Genomic DNA, 17,489 nt, shown 5'->3' on the forward strand with positions numbered 1-17,489 from the left:
CGCCCCATCACATAGGTTGAACGGACATCAGGCGAGCTTGCCCTCTTCGGCCTTGTAGAAATACTGGCTTGCGACCAGCCATCCCTTCAGCGGCCTCAGCGGCGGGATACAGGTGGCGAACATGAAGGGGCCGGTCACCAGAAACTGGACCCAGAGCGGCGCGGAGAAGGCAACTTCCAGCCACACACCGAGCAGCACGCTCGGCACACAGGCGAAGCAGATGACGAAGAAGGCCGGGCCATCGGCCGGGTCGGCGAAGGAATAATCCAGCCCGCAGACTTCGCATTCCTTCTTCAGCGTGAGGAAACCCTTGAACATATGTCCCTGTCCGCAGCGCGGGCAGCGGCCCCGGATGCCGGTCTGCATCGGAGGGAGAGGAGGATATTCGGTGTCCATGGCGATCTCGCTTTTCGACGTTGCGAGGCACTGATGAAATCCATTCAATGCCTCATAATGTATGCATACAATATAATTACATTGAAGCGGTTTGCCAGTCTATTCGTCAGAATGACGCAGAGATTTTGGGGATGGGGTTTGCGAGGTGCGAGAGGAGCGGGATGGCGGGAGGTCCAATCATTAACCGGACGAGATTGCGCGTTCGTCAAAACCCCTCCCCACAAGGGGGAGGGACTGACCTGTCGCACCGCCCCATCCGTCCTGAAACCTCGAAGAAGAAGTGGCAGGCGGGCGCAGTAGCTTAAGCCCCTCCCCCTTATGGGGAGGGGTTGGGGCGGGGTCTCATTACTGACTTTGATGACGATGGAAGGACCGGCGTTACGAGCCCGAAGCTCCACCCTAGAAGAACGAAGCCGACATCTCCGGTGGACCTTCCAGCGCGTGGGCCATGAAGTCGAGTGCGCCTTTCAGCCTTTCGCGGCTGATCGGTCCACCGAGACAGACGCGCACGGCTTCGGGCGCGGGCCCCTCCACCGTAAACGCATCGCTTGCCACCACGCCGATGCCGGAGGAGCGCATGTGGCTGCCGAAGGTCGAGCGGGTCCAGCCATTGGTGAGCGGCAGCCAGATATTGAAGCTGATCGGATCGGCCTTGTAGCTGCCGTCAGGCAGGATATTCGCCACCATCTGCTGGCGCGCGCCTGCCTCCGAGCGGATGAAACGCAGGATCGTGTCTGCCGTGCCATCCTCGATCCAACGGGTCGCGAGCGCCACTGTTATCGGCGAGGCCATGACATTATTGGTGCGCATGGCACTGACGAAGGGCCAGATCGCCTTGGTATCCGGCGCCACCACATAGGCAAGCCGCAGGCCGGCGCCGATGCATTTGGCAAGGCCGCCGATATGCCAGGTCAGCTCAGGCGCGATTGCCGCCAGCGGCGGTGGTCCATGCAGCGGGATGAAGCCATAGGCATCGTCCTCGACGATTGGCACATGATATTTGCGGGCGACGGCGGCGATCTCCTCGCGGCGCTTTTCCGGAATGGTCAGCGTCAGCGGGTTCTGCAGCGTCGGATTAAGATAGAGTGCTCTTGGGGCCAGCCGCTCGCAGGCCTCCGCGAAGGCATCCGGCAGGATGCCCTCGTCATCCATCGGCAGGCCGGAGAGATTGAGCCGCAACTGGGCGGCAATCGAGCGCATGCCGGGATAGGTGATGTTTTCCGACAGCACGGTCTCTCCAGGCTTTGCCAGCAGGCCGAAGATCGCGAGCAGCGCCGGATGGGCGCCGGGTGTCACGAAAATGCGCTCCTGCGAGGGCACCAGCCCACGGCGGCCAAGCCAGATGGCAGCCGCCTCCTTGTCCATGCCGGAACCGCCAAATCCCTGATAGCGCAGCAGCGGAATGAGATTGGATGCCACCGCCGCCATGCCTTCGCGCATGTGGCTCACCAACTCCGGATCGTCGGGCTCCGGCGGCAAGTTCATCGAATAATCGACCACGGAAGTCCGGCGCGGATCCGGCGCGGTATCGGCGAAAACGTCGTGCCGCTCCCTGCCCTGCCCGCCGGTCACGAAGGTGCCGCGGCCGACATGCGAATCCACTAGCCCGCGCTTCTGCGCTTCCACATAACCGCGCGCCACTGTCGTGAAATCGATATTGAGGCGTTTTGCGAGCTCCCGCTGCGGCGGCAGCCGGTCTCCTACTGCCAGTACCCCGCCTTTCAGATCCATTTCGATCAGATCGGCAATCGCCATATAACGGGGGCTCGAGGAGCGGCTGAGATCGGGATGCCAGTCTTTCATGCGTGATCCAAGAATCCATGATCAAGGCCGGCGGATCCGGTCTAGATTGACTGTATATTGTTGCGCAGCGATCCTGTCATCCTAAAACATGCGCATGCGGCAGCGTGTTACCCAGCGGACCGTTCCGCCCGTTTGAGCGCGTCACGCAGCACTTCGAAAACCCTGTGATCAAGCGTCTGAGACACATTGAATCGCATGAAGCCGGTTGCCGATTGCGTCAGGCTGAAGGCATTGCCGGGGGCAAGGACAACGTTGTTGGCGAGCGCCGCGCGCGCCACGACGGCCGCATCCAGACCATCAGGCAGGCGACACCAGAGGAACATACCGGCCTGCGGCTCCAGCCAGGGGCGGATATCAAGGGCTTTCAGCCGGGTCGTAACATCGAACATCGCCTTCGACAGGCGGCTGCGCAGGCCCTCGGTATGTTTGCGATAGCCACCGTCGCTCAGCACGCTCAGCACCAGTTCGGCATTCAGCCGGGCACCGCCGAAGGAGGTTGCAATCTTGAGATCGGTCAGGCCTTCGATCCATTCCGGCCTCGCAGCGATGAAGCCGCAGCGCGCCGAGGCCGAGAGCGTCTTGGAGAAACTGCCGATATGGATGACGCGACCGAGGCCGTCGAAGGCAGCAAGGCGCGGTGCCGGCGTCTGTTCGAAATCGGCGAAGATATCGTCCTCGATGATGGTGAGGCCGTGTTGTTCTGCGAGCTTCAGCAGCCGATGAGCCGTAACGGGCGACAGCGTTGCGCCGGTCGGGTTGTGGATGGCTGAATTGGTGATGTAGAGCCGCGGCTTGTCCTCGGCGAGCACCTTGGCGAAGAGTTCGATATCCGGGCCCCAGGGCGTGTAGGGAACGCTCACCACCTTGGCGCGGTGGGCTCTGAGCAGCGCATGGAAATTGAAATAACAGGGATCATCCACCAGCACGGTATCGCCGGGTTCAATCAGGAAGCGGCAGAGGAAATCGATCGCCTGGGTTCCGGATTCGGTGAGCATGATCTGATCCGGCGCCGCCTCGATGCCGCGCTCTGCCATGCGCCTGATAATGAGCTGGCGCAGCGGCTTGAGGCCGAGCGGCGAGCCGTAGTCGAAAAGACTTGCGGCCTCGGTGCGGGAGAGCGATCGCAGCGTCCGGCGGATGGCATCTTCGGGAAACCATGAGGGCGGCAGCCAGCCGCAGCCCGGCTTCAAGTCGCTGTCGCGCGCCTCCAGCGATTGCCGCGATATCCAAAAGGGATCAATGGCGCGGTCAAGCTTCGGGCCGATATCCGAAAGCGACAAGGGCGCCGTCTGGCTGGCGACATAGAAGCCGGAACCGGGACGAGAGAGGATCGTGCCCTCGGCCACCAGACGCTCATAGGCATCGACGACCGTCGAGGCCGAGACTTTCAAGGTTTCCGAGAGGCCGCGGATCGAGGGTAGCTTTGCGCCGGGTGTCAGGCTGCGCCCGGCAATCCTTTGCCGGATCGTCGCCATGACCATGCCGACCCGTGTGTTTGCCTGCCTCTGCTCGTCCATCCGTACTGGTCCTTCTACCATTACAGTTTCGGCAAACTGTACCGAACTGTGACTGGCAGCGCCAGTGAGGAAGATCGATAAGAGCGGACGAACAAGAGGAGTGCCGCATGGATCGCACAGCGACCGGATGGATCAATGGTTTCATTGGCGTGCTGATCTTCAGCGGATCGCTGCCGGCGACGCGTGTGGCCGTCATGCAGCTTGATCCGGTTTTCCTGACGGTCGCGCGAGCGGCGATTGCCGGTATCCTGGCGCTCTGCCTGCTGATCATCTTCCGGGAGAAGCGGCCTTCGCGGCAGGACCTCATCTCACTTGTTGTCATCGCACTCGGTGTCGTCGTCGGCTTTCCGCTGCTGACGGCGCTGGCGTTGCAGCACGTGACCTCGGCGCATTCCATCGTCTTCATCGGTCTTCTGCCATTGGCGACGGCGATCTTCGGCGTCATCAGGGGTGGCGAGCGGCCGAAGCCGGCTTTCTGGATCTTCTCGCTGCTCGGCAGCGCGCTGGTGGCGGGCTTTGCGCTGACGCAGGGGCTGACCGCCTCGCCCGTCGGCGATGCATTGATGCTCGGTGCCGTCATCGTCTGCGGGCTTGGTTATGCCGAAGGCGCCAGGCTTTCGCGCCGGCTCGGCGGCTGGCAGGTGATCTCCTGGGCGCTGGTGCTGTCGCTGCCTGTCATGATCGTCGCCGCCATCGTCTATCGGCCACCGAGCTTCGCGGATATCCAGACGCCTGCCATGCTGGGTCTCGCCTATGTTTCGCTCTTCAGCATGCTGATCGGTTTCATCTTCTGGTATCGCGGCCTTGCACAGGGCGGCATCGCCGCCGTCGGTCAGTTACAGCTCTTGCAACCCTTCTTCGGGCTGGCGCTTGCCGCAACGCTGCTGCGCGAGACGGTGAGCTGGAGCATGCTCGCGGTGACGGTCGCCGTCATTCTCTGCGTGGCCGGGGCACGCAAGTTCGCGAAATAGGCGCGGAAATTGACACTGCGGCTATCATGAAATAATTAAAGTTACATGATAGAAGATGATCGCCTGCCCCGCATCCCGAACATATCCGTGGCCAGCACGGCCGCATCGCCCTTCACCGGAGATGCCGTCAAATCCTATATTGAAGGCCCGCCACGACAGGTTCCAGGCTTTTCCAGCCTGCATCGCATGGCGGCCATGCTGATGGCCGAGCGTGTGCCCGAGAACGGCCGGGTGCTCGTGCTTGGTGCGGGCGGCGGACTGGAACTCAAGGCATTTGCCGAGGCGCATGAGGGCTGGGCTTTTGACGGTGTCGATCCCTCCGCCGACATGCTGCAACTGGCAAGGCAGGTCGCCGGAGAGCACGGCGGGCGGATAGGTTTTCACGAAGGCAGCATCGACATCGCGCCCGAGGGTCCGTTCGACGCTGCCGCGTGCCTGCTGACCTTCCATCATATTCCCGTCGAACAACGGCTTGAGATACTTCGAAAAATTCGCCTTCGCCTGAGAGCGGACGCGCCCTTTGTTCTCGCGCATGTGAGCTTCCCGCAAACGGAGCCGGAGCGATCGATGTGGATCGATCGGCATATCGCCTATGGGGCACCCGATGGAACGGACCCTGCCCGGCTGAACAATGCACGCAAGGCCATGCGCGAGAGACTGCATATCCTTGCCCCTGGGGATGAGGAGGCCATGCTGCGCGCGGCAGGCTTTTCAGATGTCAGTCTGTTCTACGCTGCTTTCAGCTTCAGGGGATGGGTGGCATACGCATAGGCTCATCGAAAACTTTCCAATATTGGAAAGCATCTTGCGTGACGATTGCGGCCGAGATATAGTTTCCAAAATTGGAAACTATAGGTGCCATATGACGCTGACCCTTTACCTGCATCCGCTTGCCTCCTTCTGCCACAAGGTGCTGATCGCGCTTTATGAAAACGAGACCGCGTTCGACAACCGGATCGTCAATTTTGCCGATGCGGACTCGGCTGCGGCCCTGCTCGACAAATGGCCGGTCGGCAAGATCCCGATCCTGCATGATGAGGCGACCGGGCGTACGATACCGGAGACGAGCATCATCATCGAATACCTGGAGGCCCATTATCCGGGGCCGGTGCGGATGCTGCCCGATGACCCGGAAGAACTGCTGCAGGTGCGGCTCTGGGACCGGTTTTACGACCTTTATGTCAGCGTGCCGATGCAGAAGATCGTCATCGACAGAATCCGGCCTGCAGACGCCCATGATCCGCACGGCGTTACCGAAGCACGGGCAATGCTCGATCAGGCCTATAAGATGATCGAGGCGCATATGCAGGGGAGGCTCTGGGCAACGGGTGATGATTTCACCATGGCCGATTGCGCGGCTCTGCCGGGGCTGTTCTTTGCCTCCATCGTGCATCCGTTCACGGCTGAGCAGCAGGCGCTTTCCACTTATCTGGAGCGTCTGTTACAACGTGCTTCCGTCAAACGCGTCTTGGCCGAAGCGCAGCCCTACTTCTCGATGTTTCCGTATCGGGAGGCGATGCCGGCGCGTTATCTTGAGGCCGCGACATCTTGAGGCATGTGATGGCAGAACTGGCGCCAGCCGAATTCGACCGGATGTTTCAGGCTCTCGCCGATCCCTATCGCCGTGGCTTCGTGGAGCAGCTTTCGAAGGGGCCGGCCTCCGTCACGGAACTGGCGGAGCCCGCCAATGTCGGCCTGCCGGCCGTGCTGAAGCATTTGCGGATTCTGGAAGAAAGCGGCATCGTCATTTCGGAAAAGGTGGGGCGGGTGCGCACCTATCGCATGCAGCAGCAGGCATTCGGCGCCATCAACCAGTGGATCGATCAACGTCAGGCGGAAATGCATGCAGCCTTCGATCGCCTCGCCCTCCTGATGGCGGAAACTCCTGAGGAAAAGGATCACTGATGGGTGTCAGCGTCAATCACCGCACCTTCGTCATCGAGCGCGACCTGCCCGGCAGCGTGGCGCATGCCTTCCGCTTCTGGTCGGATCATCAGCTGAAGCGGCGCTGGACGGCCTGTCATCCCGACTGGCAGGTGATGGAGGATCATTTCGCCTTCGAGATCGGCGGGAGCGAGCGCATGACATGGCGCATGCCCGACGGAACGGAGCAGGCAATGCACGCCTATTATCTCGAAATCCACCCCCGCGAGCGCATCGTCTATGCCTATACCATGCTGACGGCGGGCAGGAGCATCTCCTCCTCGTTGGTGACCGTCGAGTTTACCGAGCGCGGCGGCACGACGCTGATGACCTTCACCGAGCAGGCCGTTTTCGGCGATGTCGAAGATGGCGATATCAGAGAGAGTGGCACCGGCATCGGCTTCGACCGGCTCATCGAAGAGATGGCGGCTACGCCTGCCTGACCCGATGGCGATGCGCGGCCTGCTTGGCGCGGTTGCCGCAGAGCGCCATGCTGCACCAGCGCCTGCGGTGACCACGGGTATGGTCGGCAAACAGCAGGGTGCAGGATGGGCCTTCGCAGGCCTTCACATTCGAAAAATCTTCGGTGCAGACAAAGCGGCCGAGCGCCTCGCCGACCGGTAGCAGCAATGCCTCCGGCGAGCGCCACTTGCGCATCGGCTGGAATTCGAAAACCGAGCCTTCGTCGGCCTGACGCGCCACGACGCGGCTGAAACCTTCGTCGCGTTCAAGCAGGCGGTTCAGCGGTTCCAGCTCCGCCAGGGTATCGGGCTTCAACTGCTTTCCCTTATGCTCGCGGACAAAAGCGCGGAACCACTCGCGCAGGTTCCTCGCCTGATCGGCGACCTTGTCCAGTTCGCCCGGAAGTGCCTGGATGCGCATGCTTTCAAGCGCTTCCCTCGGAACCAGCTTTGCCTGATCGAGCCAGCGCAACAGCCCTTCCCCGTCATCGATCCATTCGACAGGCATATCGACGGGCGTTGCCACCGAATTCAGGAAATCCAGCGCCAACGCGTCACCCAGGAACAGGGCGGGAGAGTGGTTATCCATTGCAAGTCCTATTCCGCTGCGGACCAGAGCTGCATGGCAGCCCGCTTGAAAACGTGATTCATATGTAACCTGTCAAAAGGCGATTGACAAGTTACCTTCGTGGGAAGTAACCATTCTATTCCATCTTAAAAGGTTACGAACGAAGAAGGGGGAAGCAGATGTCGTCGCAGTCGGTTGATCAGCAGACCATGCATATGGTGCTCGTCCATGGCGCCTGGGCTGACGGCTCCGGCTGGGCCAAGGTCATCGAACCGCCTGCCGCCGAGGGTTTTGCGGTAACCGCACTGCAGGTCATCCATGAAGCGGTGACAACGGTGGCCGCAGCCTGAATGACCGACATATCTCCCACTGCATCAACATTCACCTCAACTGAAGGAAACATGCCCATGACCAAGATCAGCTACCGCAACACCACCGTCGACGGCATCAAGATCGCCTATCGCGAGGCCGGTATCCAGGGCGCTCCGAAGCTCCTGCTGCTGCATGGCTTCCCGACCTCCGGCCACATGTTCCGCGATCTGATCCCGCTGCTAGCCGATCGCTATCACATCATCGCGCCGGATCTTCCGGGCTTCGGCCAGTCGGACGATCCCGCCGTCAACAGCTTCGACAGCATTGCAGACACGATCGACCGCTTTACCGAGATCGTCGGCTTCGATCGCTATGCCGTCTATGTCTTCGATTATGGCGCGCCGACGGGCTTCCGCCTGGCGGTCAAACATCCCGAGCGGATCACGGGCATCATCTCGCAGAATGGCAATGCATACGTCGATGGCCTCAGCGATGCATGGAACCCGGTGCAGGCCTATTGGCAGGATGGAACGCAAGAAAACCGCGCGGCACTGAAGGCGTTCCTCGGGCCGGAAACGACCATCTGGCAGTATACGCATGGCGTTACCGATGCGGCCAGGATTTCGCCTGACGGTTATTCGCTCGACAATTTCTACCTCGCGCGTCCCGGTGCCGAGACTGTGCAGCTCGATCTCATGGGCGACTACAAAAGCAATGTGGCGCTCTACCCGACCTTCCAGAATTACTTCCGGACCCACAAGCCGCGCTTCCTCGCCGTCTGGGGCAAGAACGATCCCTTCTTCCTGCCGCCGGGTGCCGAAGCCTTTGCCCGCGATATTCCTGATGCCGTGATCAAATTCTTCGATACCGGCCACTTCGCGCTCGAAACGCATGCGGACGAGATTGCCGCCGCGATCCGCGATTTCCTCGGCTGACCCGCGAACAGGAGAAACACCATGTCCGACAAAGCAGCCATCATTGAGCGCCATTGCACGACATGACGCTGGAAGAGGCGACGGCCAGATTTCCGAAGGAAGCCGGCGTTGCCCGCGACGGCGAGCCGGAAGAGATCGCTGAAAAACTGATGGCTTTCATTGTCTCGCCGGCCGCGCACTGGATGACCGGAATGGATGGCGGCGAGATGAAGTCTGTCTGACGCAGACTATCAGGAAGTCACGCAGAAATTGTTGCCCTCGGGATCGTTCAGCACGGTGTAGTCGGCCGTTTCACGCACGAAGGTCGCGCCCAGAGATATCAGGCGCGCGACCTCCTTTTCGCGGTCAGGGCTGGCGATATCGAGATGGACGCGATTACGGGGCGGACGCTCTCCCTGGCGAAGATGGAAGCAGAGCCGCGTTCCCGGCCCTTCGACCATCACCACCGGGTCGGTCTCGGGCGTCAGGCCTGACGCTGCAAGGCGGGCGATTTCCTCATCGTCGTAGGGCAAGACCGCATAGCCATCGAGCGCTTCGGCCCAGAAGCGGGCGACGCGGGAGGGCACATCGCAATCGACGACAATTTCCTTCAGCCGTCCCATGGGCTCTCACGAATTGCCGGAGCGGCTCTGGACGACACGTTCGACGACCGCACCGCCGACTACGGGCAGCAGGGCGAAAAGGATGAGCTGTGGCGTTCCTGTCAGCGTCAACAGGCTGGACAGGAGAATGGCGCCGAGCATTCCTGCCAGCGCGCCGACCAGATAGGGAAGGTAACCCTTCAAAAGAGCCTCCGTCTTATCGGTTTTCAATCGAAATGAATTCGCAAGGCTCCACATAGGACGCTCTGCGATATCGGCAATGACCGGCTGTTGCCCCGGGATGCCTTTCGCCCGCCGAACTAGAGCATTTCCATTTTCTTCGAGTCACGAAAATGCTCCATCTCTTTGTTTTCACGCAAATCCGGACGCAAAACCGCTGCGCACTTTTGCTGGAATTGCTCTAGGCGCTCGCTTTCTTCGATGCCGGTTTGCGCGCCGTGTTCAGCGCCACCGCGGCCTGTACCAGCGCCGTCAGGGCTGCCTCGTCGATTTTCTCTCCTTCATGAATATCGATCGCCCGGCGCGTATTGCCCTCAAGGCTGGAGTTGAAGAGCTTGGAGGGATCCTCCACGGAAGCGCCCTTGGCAAAGGTCAGCTTGACGACGGCCTTGTAGGTTTCGCCGGTGCAGATGATGCCGGCGTGTTCCCACACCGGGACGCCCCTCCACTTCCACGTCTCCTCCACTTGCGGGTCGGCCTCACGAATGATCGCTCGGACGCGGGAAAGTGTTTCGCCGCGCCAGTCGCCCAATTCCCTGATCTTGGCATCGATGCGTTCGGAGGGAGAGGCTTCCTTCGGTTCCGTTTCCTTTTTCGTCGTCGCCGCTTTCTTCATGGTCTCTCTCCTTACATTTTCTCGCCCGGCAACAGGCTTGCCTGCCTGATCCAGTCAGCGAGCTGCGTGTCATCGATCGGGTCGTTTTCATGGATGTGGAAGTAGCGCGTTTGCGCTGTCTTGGATTCTCCCGGCGGAACGGGCTGCAAGGCAGCGCCGCGGAAGAAAGCCAGCTTGATGTATTTGTTGAAGCAGTGGATGGCGAGGAACCAACCGTTTCCTTTCATGCCGTAGAGCGGCGAGTTCCATTTGACGGCCTTGTGGGCATCGGCAACGGTGCGCATGATCAATGCGTCCAGGTGGCGGCCGACATCGCTTTTCCAGCCGGGCATGGCGTTGATATAGGCCTGCACCGGGCCATCGCCCTCACCTTTGTCGATCTGCGGATTGCCACCGGACAGCAGCTTCGGTTCCGTCGGCTTTGCCGGTTTGCCGGATGTTTTCTTGGTCATGGGCTCCTCCCCTGGGGGATAATAAGGAAGGACGCCTCGATTTCCAGTCGTGCGGAATGGACACAGGCTGCAAAGATCACAGCTTCATGACGCGAAAAACCTGCGACACGGGCGAAAACCCGTGGCATAAGGGCGCCAAAATTCTCCCCAGGCACCGCGTAAGACATGATCCGTATCGAAAATATCAGCAAGCAGAACAGCCACCGCATCCTCTTCATCGAAGCCACCGCAGCCCTCAACAAGGGCGAGAAGATCGGCCTCGTCGGCCCGAACGGCGCCGGCAAGACGACGCTTTTCCGCATGATCAACGGCGAAGAGCAGCCGGATGAAGGCCAGGTCTCGGTCGAGAAGCACGTCTCCATCGGCTATTTCAACCAGGATGTCGGCGAAATGTCCGGCCGTAGCGCGGTTGCCGAAGTGATGGAAGGTGCTGGCCCCGTCAGCGTCGTCGCCGCCGAGTTGCGCGAGCTGGAAGCGGCGATGTCCGATCCTGACCGCATGGATGAGATGGATGAGATCATCGAGCGCTATGGCGAAGTGCAGGCTCGCTATGAAGAGCTGGACGGCTATGCGCTGGAAGGCCGGGCCCGCGAGGTTCTGGACGGCCTCAGCTTCAGCCAGGAAATGATGGACGGCGATGTCGGTGCGCTCTCGGGCGGCTGGAAGATGCGCGTGGCGCTCGGCCGTATCCTGCTGATGCGCCCCGACGTGATGCTGCTCGACGAACCGAGCAACCATCTGGATCTCGAAAGCCTGATCTGGCTCGAGGAATTCCTCAAGACCTACGAAGGCGCGCTGCTGATGACCTCGCATGACCGCGAGTTCATGAACCGCATCGTCACCAAGATCATCGAAATCGATTCCGGCTCACTCACCAGCTATTCCGGCGACTATGGCTTCTATGAGGAGCAGCGAGCGCAGAACGAGAAACAGCAGCAGGCGCAGTTCGAGCGCCAGCAGGCGATGCTTGCCAAGGAAATCAAGTTCATCGAGCGCTTCAAGGCGCGCGCGAGCCATGCCTCGCAGGTCCAGAGCCGTGTGAAGAAGCTGGAAAAGATCGATCGTGTCGAGCCGCCGAAGCGCCGCCAGACGGTGGCGTTCGAGTTCCAGCAAGCGCCGCGTTCGGGCGAAGACGTGGTCAACCTCAAGAACGTGCACAAGAAATACGGCAGCCGCACCATCTATGAAGGGCTGGACTTCATGGTCCGCCGCAAGGAGCGCTGGTGCATCATGGGCATCAACGGTGCGGGCAAATCCACGCTGCTGAAGCTGGTAACCGGCACTGCCGATCCCGATGCCGGCAGTGTGAAACTGGGGGCCAGCGTCAAGCTCGGCTATTTCGCCCAGCATGCCATGGACCTGCTCGACGGCGAGCGCACGGTTCTCGAATGGCTGGAGGATTCCTTCCCGCTTGCCGGCCAGGCGCCGCTTAGAGCGCTGGCGGGCTGCTTCGGCTTTTCAGGCGATGACGTGGACAAGCGCTGCCGCGTGCTTTCGGGCGGCGAGAAAGCCCGCCTCGTCATGGCCCACATGCTGTTCGACCCGCCGAACTTCCTCGTGCTCGACGAGCCGACCAACCACCTCGACCTCGACACAAAGGAAATGCTCATCAAGGCGCTCGCCGATTTCGAGGGCACGATGCTCTTCGTCTCGCACGATCGCCATTTCCTTGCAGCGCTGTCCAATCGCGTGCTGGAGCTGACGCCGGATGGCATCCAGCAGTATGGCGGTGGCTATACGGAGTATGTCGAGCGCACCGGCTACGAGGCGCCCGGCATCCACGCCTAGGATCTAGCGAAGGCGTCTACACCGGTCAGTTCCGCCGAGAGCGCCCAGAGACGGGCCGCCTCGTCGGGATCGACGGCATAGGCGCGCACGCTGGTTTCCGCTCCGTCATCCGAGATGGATGCGATATCGCAATTGGCGCAATAGAGGCCGCCAAGACCCGCAAGCTGTGGTGAGCTCGCGGCCCAGACCTGCGTCGCGGCACCTTGTTCGGGCGTCTTAAAGGTAGGGTCGGCGGGATTGCCGTCGGCATCGATCCAGCCGGCGGCGACCATGTCTTCCTTCTCCAGGTGCCGCTGCAGCGGCGTCAGGATCTTGCCGGGATGCAGCGAGAAGGCGCGTACGCCAGTCTCGCGACCTAAGAGGTCGAGATGCAAAGCGAAAAGTGCATTTGCGGTCTTTGCCTGGCCATAGGCCTGCCACCGGTCATAACCATTGGTGAACTGGATATCATCCCAGCGGATCGGCGTGATGCCGTGGGCGGCCGAAGAGACAGAGACCACTCGGCCTCCCTTTGATATCGCCGGCCAAAGGCGGTTGACGAGTGCGAAATGGCCGAGATGGTTGGTGGCGAACTGTGCCTCCCAGCCCGGCCCTATCAGCGTTTCCGGGCAGGCCATGATGCCGGCGCTGTTGATGACGATATCGGCCTTGCGGCCGGAGGCGACGAAGCGCTCGGCGAAGTGGCGTACGCTTTCGAGGTCGGAGAGATCGAGCCTGTCGACTTCGACATTGGCGATGCCCGAGAGCGCCTTGGCCGCCGCTTCCGGCTGACGCGCGCCGATCAGCACATGCGCGCCTGCTCGCGACAGCGCCTTCGTCGTCTCCAGCCCGAGGCCGGAATGGCCGCCGGTGACGATTGCCAGTTTGCCGGAGAGATCAATGCCCGAGAGTACGTCATCGGCCGTCGAGCGCGTGCCGAAACCGGAGCCGATCGGATGTTGAGTGTGTTCCATGAAAATCTCCTTCTGCTTTCGGTCGGAGAGTAATGCGGTGGCGCGCATACGATCTATGCGTTAAAATCCACGATATCTTTGCGATAGTCCGGATTTCCTCATGACCTCTCTCTCCATGGATCCCCTTTCCGATGTGCTGGCGCTGCTGAAGCCGCGCAGCTATGTCTCGCTGGGGCTCGATGCCGGGCGTGACTGGGCGATCGATTTTCCGCCGCCGCAGGGCATCAAGTTCAATGCCGTTCTCTCGGGCGGCTGCTGGCTGGAGGTCGACGGTGTCGAGCCGCTACTGCTCGAAGAAGGCGATTGTTTCCTGCTGACACAGAGCCGGCCCTTCCGGATGATGAGCGACCGCAGCCTGCCGACAATCCCGGCCGATGACATCTATGCGCATGCGAAGGATGGGGTGGCGATCTGCAATGGCGGCGGCGCCTTTTTCCTCGTCGGCAGCCGCTTCGGCTTTTCCGGCGCCGGCGCGGATCTGCTCGTCGGCATATTGCCGCCGGTCGTCCATGTCAGCGAGCATTCGGATCAGGCCTGGGTGCTGCGCTTTGCCATCGACCAGATGGCGCGGGAGCTGCGCGGTCGGCGGCCGGGTGGTTTCCTGATGACCGAACATCTGGCGCATATCATGCTGATGCAGATCCTGCGGCTCTATCTCTCAGCACCCGATACCGAAGGCACAGGCTGGCTCTTTGCGCTCGCCGACAGGCAGATCGGTACGGCGATCGGCGCGATGCATGCCGAGCCGGCGCGGCGCTGGACGCTGCAGCAGCTTGCTGCCATGACCGGCATGTCGCGCTCCTCCTTCGCCGAGCGCTTCAAGGAGAAGGTCGGAGCCGCGCCGATGGACTACCTGACGCGCTGGCGCATGATGCTGGCCGGCGATCGGCTCGCAAATAGCCGCGAGCCGATCAGCACGATTGCGCTTTCGCTCGGCTACGAGTCCGAAAGCGCCTTCAGCACCGCCTTCAAGCGGGTGATGGAGCGCTCGCCGCGGCAGTATGGCCGGGAGGCGGATTCGGCTGGACAGAACGGGTAAAAGACCTCAGGCCGCAGGTCTTGCAGAACTGCGTTTCCTTTCATACCTATACAAGGAATGGTATGCGTCCGGCCCTTGCCGGCCCTCGCAGCATTCCGAGCCTTTGTGCCCGCCTTACGAGGATGAAACCATGAATATCGACAGGATCCTGCGGTCAGTTGTGGCCGTTCGCGCCTCCATCCCCGAAGATGCCTTCACCGCGAATACGCTGGGCACCCGCCGGGAAGGAAGTGGCGTCGTCATCAGGGAAAACGGGCTGGTGCTCACCATCGGCTATCTTATCACCGAAGCAGACGAAATCTGGCTGACCCGCCACGACGGCAAGGTCGTGCCGGGCCATGCGCTGGCCTATGACCAGGAAACCGGCTTCGGCCTCATCCAGTCGCTGGCGCCTCTGGACCTGCCGGCGCTCGAAATCGGTGACAAGGTCAAGACGAAGGTCGGCGATGCGGTGATCTTTGCCGATGGCCTGGGCGAATTCGTTCAGGCCAACATCGTCGCCAAGCAGGAATTTGCGGGCTATTGGGAATATCTGCTCGACGAGGCGATCTTCATCGCGCCGGCTCACCCCTCCTGGGGCGGTGCGGCGCTCGTCAGTGACGAGGACCAGCTGCTCGGCATCGGTTCGCTGCGCCTGCAGATGGTCCAGGGTGACGAGGTCGCCGACATCAACATGGTCGTGCCGATCAACCTTCTTCCGCCGATCCTCGACGATTTGCTGCATCGTGGCCAGATCGACAAGCCACCGCGCCCCTGGCTCGGGGCCTTTTCGGCCGAGAGCAACGGCGAGGTGATCGTCATGAGCGTTGCCAATGGCAGCCCTGCCGCGCAGGCGGGCCTGCAGCAGGGCGACGTCATCTCGGAAATCCGCGACGGCGAAGTCGACGGACTTGCCGATTTCTACCGCAAGGTCTGGAAGAGCGGCCCGGCGGGTGCGGAAATCCCCATCCGTGTGCTGAGGAACGGCCGCGAAGCCTGGCTGCGCATCAAATCGGCTGACCGCAACAGCTTCCTCAAGAAGCCGCTGATGCAGTAAGGCGCAACTGCCAGAAGCTAGATATAGAGCGGCGCCATCCGGCGGCTTAGATATAGAGTGGCGCCATCCGGCGCCAGGCACCCGCGCGGTGCGCCCTGCCATCCCAGAAATGCAGGTGGTGACCGACGCCTTTTTCGGCGAGCAAGCGGCTGAGGTGGCGGTTGTTGTCGAGGAAGGGATCCTCGTTGCCGATGGTCAGCACGATATCGACCTGCCGCAGTTTCTCCAGCCGCCAGTCGCTGGAAAGGCCCGGCAGGAAATGCGTCGGCATGTGGAAATAGACCGTGTCGTCGTAATAGCCGTCGAAGAGATCGGAGAAGGATTCGACCCGCATCGTCAGGTCGTAGCGGCCGGAAAAGGCGACCAGCTTGCGGAAGAGATGCGGGTGGCGGAAGACGAGGCTGGCGGCCTGGAAGGCGCCGAGGCTGCAGCCGTGGACGATGGTGCATTCGTGGCTATTGCGGCTCTCCATGAGCGGCAAAACTTCGTTCAGCACATATTCTTCGAAAGCGATATGGCGGCGGATACGATCGGCCGGATGACGGCCGAAGTTGTAGAAGGTCTCATTTGCCAGGCCCTCGATGCAGAAAAGCTGCAAGTGGCCGGCCTCGAGTTTGCTCCTGAGGCTGGCGACGATACCGAGATTTTCATATTCCCAAAAGCGCCCTTCCCGCGTTGGGAACATCAGTACTTTGGCGCCGGCATGGCCGAACACCAGGAGCTCCATGTCACGATGGAGCCGATCGCTGTACCAGCGCAGATATTCTCGGTTCATAGACCCCTGAAAAACCGCCCGACTCGCTCGCGCAGCGCAGTTTGCTGCGCTGCACTATCAAGATAGTCGAAATGCCCGGTGTCCAGGATGAAGATTTCATTAAATTTTGATTTCGGCAGAGCGTTCGCCACCGTGAACTGACAGGGCGGCGCGACAGCCGGATCGAAGAGCGCGACAGCCGCAAGCATGGGTACGGTAATGCGGGTCGCGGCCGTTGCGGCGTCGAAAAGGCGCAGCTTTTCAAGGATCTCGGGATGGGTCTTCGCATAGTCCTGCACCGAATGGGCGCTACCAACTGTCGGCAATGTCAGCCAGAGCTTGCGGTTTCCGAAGGTCGGCACAGTCAGATGACCGCGTATGATCCTGATATCAAAGGGAATGCCGAGCGCGCCGATGCCGCCGCCGAAACTGATGCCGCTATAGCCGATATGGCCTGACAGAGCCGGATAAAGCGACAACAATGCGGACACGGCAACCCAGAGATCCTCGACGCAGCCGCCGATCACGTAATGATCGGGATCGTCAATATCGTGCAGCACGTGCCAGGGCGCTTCCGGCGAGATCGGTGGATGGGCGCTGCGCGACATCCCACGGAAACAGGGAAAGAGGATCGCGGTCTCTTCGACCGGAAGATCGAATTCCGGCTGGTCGCGGCCACCATAACCATGGCCGACGACGAGGCCGCGCTTGACCGCGCCCTTGCGCGGCGTGAGCAGCCAGCCGCCAATGCTGAAGTTATCGGTGGAGGTGTAGACGATATCCCGCACCTGCCAATCCGGATGCGTATCCTTGCTTCCGCTCAATACCGGCTGCGGCTTCACCGCCAGCGCCCTGGCGTAGCGCTTCTGCCAGAAGGCATCGAAGCCCGGCGGCGCCTCCGGCGGGCGGATCGCCCGCAGGTCGGCGAGCGTCATGCCGTAGGTGGGGTCGAAGTCGAAGGGGTATTCTGTCGGGATGCTCATGTCCGTTTGTTGCCGTGAAACCGGCCGTGGAGCAAGCGCCATCGTGGAAAAGCATCCATGCCCGACGCCGCCTTGGGGACCCTGCGGGAACCGAATAGGAGCGAAAGGCCCGGGCGCCAGCTGCCGGTCGATTGAGCTTTCCACCCCACAATCAAACAGGC

General features: G+C 61.3%; 22 protein-coding genes. 11 read left to right on the forward strand and 11 right to left on the reverse strand.

Annotated elements, in window-relative coordinates; translation table 11 throughout:
• Nucleotides 1–27: 27 nt before the first annotated feature.
• The 3 genes from AC1DUP_RS16770 to AC1DUP_RS16780 form a co-directional block, all read right to left on the reverse strand.
• On the reverse strand, nt 28–396 hold the full coding sequence (locus AC1DUP_RS16770) for a DUF983 domain-containing protein (protein WP_113301639.1): 369 nt from the start codon (nt 394–396) through the stop codon (nt 28–30).
• Between the two features lie 399 nt (nt 397–795).
• Complete coding sequence (locus AC1DUP_RS16775; RefSeq protein WP_477833258.1) at nt 796–2,199, reverse strand: aminotransferase-like domain-containing protein; 1,404 nt, start codon at nt 2,197–2,199, stop codon at nt 796–798.
• A gap of 107 nt (nt 2,200–2,306) precedes the next feature.
• On the reverse strand, nt 2,307–3,737 hold the full coding sequence (locus AC1DUP_RS16780) for an aminotransferase-like domain-containing protein (RefSeq protein ID WP_477833259.1): 1,431 nt from the start codon (nt 3,735–3,737) through the stop codon (nt 2,307–2,309).
• 86 nt (nt 3,738–3,823) lie between these two features.
• Here AC1DUP_RS16780 and AC1DUP_RS16785 point away from each other — a divergent pair, with 86 nt between their 5' ends.
• From AC1DUP_RS16785 to AC1DUP_RS16805, 5 genes are all read left to right on the forward strand, one after another.
• A complete protein-coding gene (locus tag AC1DUP_RS16785) occupies nt 3,824–4,687 on the forward strand; it encodes a DMT family transporter (protein ID WP_113301636.1) in 864 nt (287 codons plus the stop codon).
• A 45-nt stretch (nt 4,688–4,732) separates the two neighbouring features.
• Nucleotides 4,733–5,458, forward strand: coding sequence for a class I SAM-dependent methyltransferase (locus AC1DUP_RS16790; protein WP_477833260.1), 726 nt, complete (start codon nt 4,733–4,735; stop codon nt 5,456–5,458).
• Nucleotides 5,459–5,549: 91 nt separating this feature from the next.
• Nucleotides 5,550–6,239 carry a glutathione S-transferase family protein gene (locus AC1DUP_RS16795; protein WP_115035464.1) on the forward strand — a complete coding sequence of 230 codons (690 nt, stop codon included), beginning with the start codon at nt 5,550–5,552 and terminating at the stop codon, nt 6,237–6,239.
• A gap of 8 nt (nt 6,240–6,247) precedes the next feature.
• Nucleotides 6,248–6,592 (forward strand): ArsR/SmtB family transcription factor, encoded by a 345-nt coding sequence (locus tag AC1DUP_RS16800; protein WP_477833261.1) that lies wholly within the window; start codon nt 6,248–6,250, stop codon nt 6,590–6,592.
• A complete protein-coding gene (locus tag AC1DUP_RS16805) occupies nt 6,592–7,053 on the forward strand; it encodes an SRPBCC domain-containing protein (RefSeq protein ID WP_477833262.1) in 462 nt (153 codons plus the stop codon). The genes AC1DUP_RS16800 and AC1DUP_RS16805 overlap by 1 nt, the downstream gene beginning before the upstream one ends.
• Here AC1DUP_RS16805 and AC1DUP_RS16810 read toward each other — a convergent pair.
• Nucleotides 7,040–7,660: a CGNR zinc finger domain-containing protein gene (locus AC1DUP_RS16810; RefSeq protein WP_477833263.1), complete on the reverse strand. Its 621-nt coding sequence runs from the start codon at nt 7,658–7,660 to the stop codon at nt 7,040–7,042. The genes AC1DUP_RS16805 and AC1DUP_RS16810 overlap by 14 nt on opposite strands.
• A 158-nt stretch (nt 7,661–7,818) precedes the next feature.
• On the opposite strand from AC1DUP_RS16810, the gene AC1DUP_RS16815 reads away from it, so the two are divergent.
• Genes AC1DUP_RS16815 through AC1DUP_RS16825 form a run of 3 tightly spaced genes read left to right on the forward strand, consistent with a single transcriptional unit; the run spans nt 7,819 to nt 9,107 of the window.
• Nucleotides 7,819–7,989, forward strand: a complete 171-nt coding sequence (locus tag AC1DUP_RS16815; protein WP_477833264.1) for a hypothetical protein — start codon at nt 7,819–7,821, stop codon at nt 7,987–7,989.
• 57 nt (nt 7,990–8,046) lie between these two features.
• Complete coding sequence (locus AC1DUP_RS16820; protein WP_477833265.1) at nt 8,047–8,886, forward strand: alpha/beta fold hydrolase; 840 nt, start codon at nt 8,047–8,049, stop codon at nt 8,884–8,886.
• Nucleotides 8,887–8,939: 53 nt separating this feature from the next.
• Entirely contained in the window at nt 8,940–9,107 is a 168-nt protein-coding gene (locus tag AC1DUP_RS16825) for a hypothetical protein (RefSeq protein WP_477833266.1), read from the forward strand.
• 9 nt (nt 9,108–9,116) lie between these two features.
• On the opposite strand, the gene AC1DUP_RS16830 is transcribed toward AC1DUP_RS16825, so the two are convergent.
• From AC1DUP_RS16830 to AC1DUP_RS16845, 4 genes are all read right to left on the reverse strand, one after another.
• On the reverse strand, nt 9,117–9,488 hold the full coding sequence (locus AC1DUP_RS16830) for a VOC family protein (RefSeq protein ID WP_477833267.1): 372 nt from the start codon (nt 9,486–9,488) through the stop codon (nt 9,117–9,119).
• 6 nt (nt 9,489–9,494) lie between these two features.
• Complete coding sequence (locus AC1DUP_RS16835) at nt 9,495–9,671, reverse strand: hypothetical protein (RefSeq protein ID WP_477833268.1); 177 nt, start codon at nt 9,669–9,671, stop codon at nt 9,495–9,497.
• Nucleotides 9,672–9,888: 217 nt separating this feature from the next.
• Nucleotides 9,889–10,323, reverse strand: coding sequence for a DUF1801 domain-containing protein (locus AC1DUP_RS16840; RefSeq protein WP_477833269.1), 435 nt, complete (start codon nt 10,321–10,323; stop codon nt 9,889–9,891).
• An 11-nt stretch (nt 10,324–10,334) separates the two neighbouring features.
• Nucleotides 10,335–10,775 carry a DUF1801 domain-containing protein gene (locus tag AC1DUP_RS16845; protein ID WP_477833270.1) on the reverse strand — a complete coding sequence of 147 codons (441 nt, stop codon included), beginning with the start codon at nt 10,773–10,775 and terminating at the stop codon, nt 10,335–10,337.
• 165 nt (nt 10,776–10,940) lie between these two features.
• Here AC1DUP_RS16845 and AC1DUP_RS16850 point away from each other — a divergent pair, with 165 nt between their 5' ends.
• Complete coding sequence (locus tag AC1DUP_RS16850) at nt 10,941–12,563, forward strand: ABC-F family ATP-binding cassette domain-containing protein (protein WP_113310052.1); 1,623 nt, start codon at nt 10,941–10,943, stop codon at nt 12,561–12,563.
• On the opposite strand, the gene AC1DUP_RS16855 is transcribed toward AC1DUP_RS16850, so the two are convergent.
• Nucleotides 12,560–13,516: an SDR family NAD(P)-dependent oxidoreductase gene (locus tag AC1DUP_RS16855; RefSeq protein WP_477833271.1), complete on the reverse strand. Its 957-nt coding sequence runs from the start codon at nt 13,514–13,516 to the stop codon at nt 12,560–12,562. The two genes, AC1DUP_RS16850 and AC1DUP_RS16855, sit on opposite strands and share 4 nt — an antisense overlap.
• 115 nt (nt 13,517–13,631) lie before the next feature.
• On the opposite strand from AC1DUP_RS16855, the gene AC1DUP_RS16860 reads away from it, so the two are divergent.
• On the forward strand, nt 13,632–14,555 hold the full coding sequence (locus AC1DUP_RS16860) for an AraC family transcriptional regulator (protein WP_477833591.1): 924 nt from the start codon (nt 13,632–13,634) through the stop codon (nt 14,553–14,555).
• 130 nt (nt 14,556–14,685) lie between these two features.
• Nucleotides 14,686–15,591 carry a S1C family serine protease gene (locus AC1DUP_RS16865; protein WP_477833272.1) on the forward strand — a complete coding sequence of 302 codons (906 nt, stop codon included), beginning with the start codon at nt 14,686–14,688 and terminating at the stop codon, nt 15,589–15,591.
• A 46-nt stretch (nt 15,592–15,637) separates the two neighbouring features.
• Here the strand turns inward: AC1DUP_RS16865 and AC1DUP_RS16870 are convergent, their stop codons facing one another.
• A complete protein-coding gene (locus tag AC1DUP_RS16870; protein WP_477833273.1) occupies nt 15,638–16,366 on the reverse strand; it encodes an esterase family protein in 729 nt (242 codons plus the stop codon).
• The gene (locus AC1DUP_RS16875; RefSeq protein WP_477833274.1) at nt 16,363–17,328 is read right to left on the reverse strand and encodes an acetylxylan esterase; all 966 of its coding nucleotides are present in this window, start codon (nt 17,326–17,328) and stop codon (nt 16,363–16,365) included. Before AC1DUP_RS16875 ends, AC1DUP_RS16870 begins: the two co-directional genes overlap by 4 nt.
• Nucleotides 17,329–17,489 lie beyond the last annotated feature (161 nt).

It is taken from the genome of Rhizobium sp. 01L419, assembly GCF_056400025.1.